Here is a 2,983-nt window from a genome sequence, read left to right on the forward strand (position 1 = left end):
GGCACCCAGTGATGTCGTTGGTGGTGTGGACTCTCAAGCGTGAGGTAAGGGCAATTCGTGGATGCCTTGGCACATACAGGCGATGAAGGACGTGGCACGCTGCGATAAGCGTCGGTGAGCTGTGAGCAAGCTTTGACCCGACGATTTCCGAATGGGGAAACCCACCTATCCCGATTAATTCTACTTGAGCAGCAATACTGGGGTAGAGTTAATTAGGTTAGGTATCACTTAGCTGAATACATAGGCTTCGTGAAGCGAACCCGGCGAACTGAAACATCTCAGTAGCTGGAGGAAAAGACATCAACCGAGATTCCGTTAGTAGTGGCGAGCGAACGCGGACCAGGCCAGTGCCTGAATTTCAACTAGTAGAAGTCTCTGGAAAGAGACGCCATAGCGGGTGACAGCCCCGTATACGAAAGTGAGAATTCAGGACTCGAGTAGGGCGGAACACGTGAAATTCTGTCTGAACATGGGGGGACCACCCTCCAAGCCTAAATACTCGTATGTGACCGATAGCGAACTAGTACCGTGAGGGAAAGGTGAAAAGCACCCCGATGAGGGGAGTGAAACAGTACCTGAAACGGATTGCCTACAAGCAGTTGGAGGGCTTTTATGGCCTGACAGCGTACCTCTTGCATAATGGGTCTGTGACTTAATGTATCAAGCAAGCTTAAGCCGATAGGTGTAGGCGCAGCGAAAGCGAGTCTGAATAGGGCGCCAGAGTTTGATGTATTAGACCCGAAACCCGGCGATCTAGGCATGACCAGGATGAAGGTGCAGTAACATGCACTGGAGGTCCGAACCGATTAACGTTGAAAAGTTACCGGATGAGTTGTGTTTAGGGGTGAAAGGCCAATCAAGCCGGGAAATAGCTGGTTCTCCGCGAAAACTATTGAGGTAGTGCCTCGCACGAACACCTTAGGGGGTAGAGCACTGGATGGGCTAGGGGGTCGCGAGATCTACCAAACCTAACCAAACTCCGAATACCTAAGAGTGATATGCGGGAGACAGACGGCGGGTGCTAAGGTCCGTCGTCAAAAGGGAAACAGCCCTGACCTACAGCTAAGGCCCCCAAATCGTATCTAAGTGGGAAAGCATGTGGGACTTCCAAAACAACCAGGAGGTTGGCTTAGAAGCAGCCATCCTTTAAAGAAAGCGTAACAGCTCACTGGTCTAAACAAGAGGTCCTGCGGCGAAGATGTAACGGGGCTCAAGATACGTGCCGAAGCTTAGGGTGTGCCACTTATGTGGTACGCGGTAGCGGAGCGTTCCGTAAGCCTGTGAAGCGATCTGGTAATGGGTCGTGGAGGTATCGGAAGTGCGAATGCAGACATGAGTAGCGATAAAGAGGGTGAGATGCCCTCTCGCCGAAAGACCAAGGGTTCCTGCGCAAGGCTAATCCGCGCAGGGTGAGCCGGCCCCTAAGACGAGCCCGAAGGGGGTAGTCGATGGGAACCACGTTAATATTCGTGGGCCTGGTGGTGTGTGACGGATCATGTGTGTTGTCATCCCTTATCGGATTGGGATGGCTTCGAAATGGTTCCAGGAAATAGCCCCACCGTATAGACCGTACCCGAAACCGACACAGGTGGTCAGGTAGAGTATACCAAGGCGCTTGAGAGAAGTGTCCTGAAGGAACTCGGCAAATTGCCTCCGTACCTTCGGAAGAAGGAGGCCCTCACTATGCGCAAGCACTTTGAGGGGGCACAGGCCAGGGGGTAGCGACTGTTTAGCAAAAACACAGGGCTCTGCTAAGTCGGCTTCAAGACGACGTATAGGGCCTGACGCCTGCCCGGTGCCTGAAGGTTAAGTGGAGGGGTGCAAGCTCTGAAATGAAGCCCAGGTAAACGGCGGCCGTAACTATAACGGTCCTAAGGTAGCGAAATTCCTTGTCGGGTAAGTTCCGACCTGCACGAATGGCGTAACGACTTCCCCACTGTCTCCAGGACATGCTCAGCGAAATTGAATTCTCCGTGAAGATGCGGAGTACCCGCGGTTAGACGGAAAGACCCCGTGCACCTTTACTGCAGCTTCAGAGTGGCATTAGGAAGAAACTGTGTAGCATAGGTGGGAGGCTTTGAAGCATCGGCGCCAGCTGATGTGGAGCCATAGGTGAAATACCACCCTGTTTGTTTCTGATGTCTAACCTCGTTCCGTAAGCCGGAACAGGGACCCTCTGTGGCGGGTAGTTTGACTGGGGCGGTCGCCTCCTAAAGAGTAACGGAGGCGCGCAATGGTGGGCTCAGGACGGTCGGAAACCGTCTGTTAGAGTGCAATGGCATAAGCCCGCCTGACTGCGAGACTGACAAGTCGAGCAGAGACGAAAGTCGGTCATAGTGATCCGGTGGTCCCTCGTGGAAGGGCCATCGCTCAACGGATAAAAGGTACGCCGGGGATAACAGGCTGATAACCCCCAAGAGCTCATATCGACGGGGTTGTTTGGCACCTCGATGTCGGCTCATCACATCCTGGGGCTGGAGCAGGTCCCAAGGGTTTGGCTGTTCGCCAATTAAAGTGGTACGTGAGCTGGGTTCAGAACGTCGCGAGACAGTTTGGTCCCTATCTGCCGTGGGCGTCGAAATTTGAGAGGAGTTGACCCTAGTACGAGAGGACCGGGTTGAACATACCTCTGGTGTACCAGTCGTTCCGCCAGGAGCGCAGCTGGGTAGCTATGTATGGACGGGATAACCGCTGAAAGCATCTAAGCGGGAAGCCTCCCTCGAGATAAGATTTCATAGAGCCGTCGGAGACCACGACGTTGATAGATCGGATGTAGAAGTGCGGTAACGCATGGAGCTAACCGATACTAATTGCTCTATTCGCGCTTGAGAGTCTCACACCATCAATGACAACACTGGGTCAGGTTTCCATCAAAGTATTACTTTGATGGGTGCCCGGTAACCAGCTAGCCATTCGATAGTGCGGATGATTAAGACGACGCCAGATTGCCAATCCCCTCGCCGTCGAGGGATTGGTCGAATAC

Annotated in this window: 1 rRNA gene; it reads left to right on the top strand. The window is 53.3% G+C overall.

The annotated features are described in order from the left end of the window. Nucleotides 1-34 precede the first annotated feature (34 nt). A 23S ribosomal RNA gene (locus IFR23_RS19920) occupies nucleotides 35-2,830 on the top strand. The last annotated feature ends 153 nt before the right edge of the window (nucleotides 2,831-2,983 follow it).

The organism is Sphingomonas sp. CFBP 13603 (assembly GCF_014892665.1).
In the GTDB taxonomy this organism is placed as follows: Bacteria; Pseudomonadota; Alphaproteobacteria; order Sphingomonadales; family Sphingomonadaceae; genus Sphingomonas.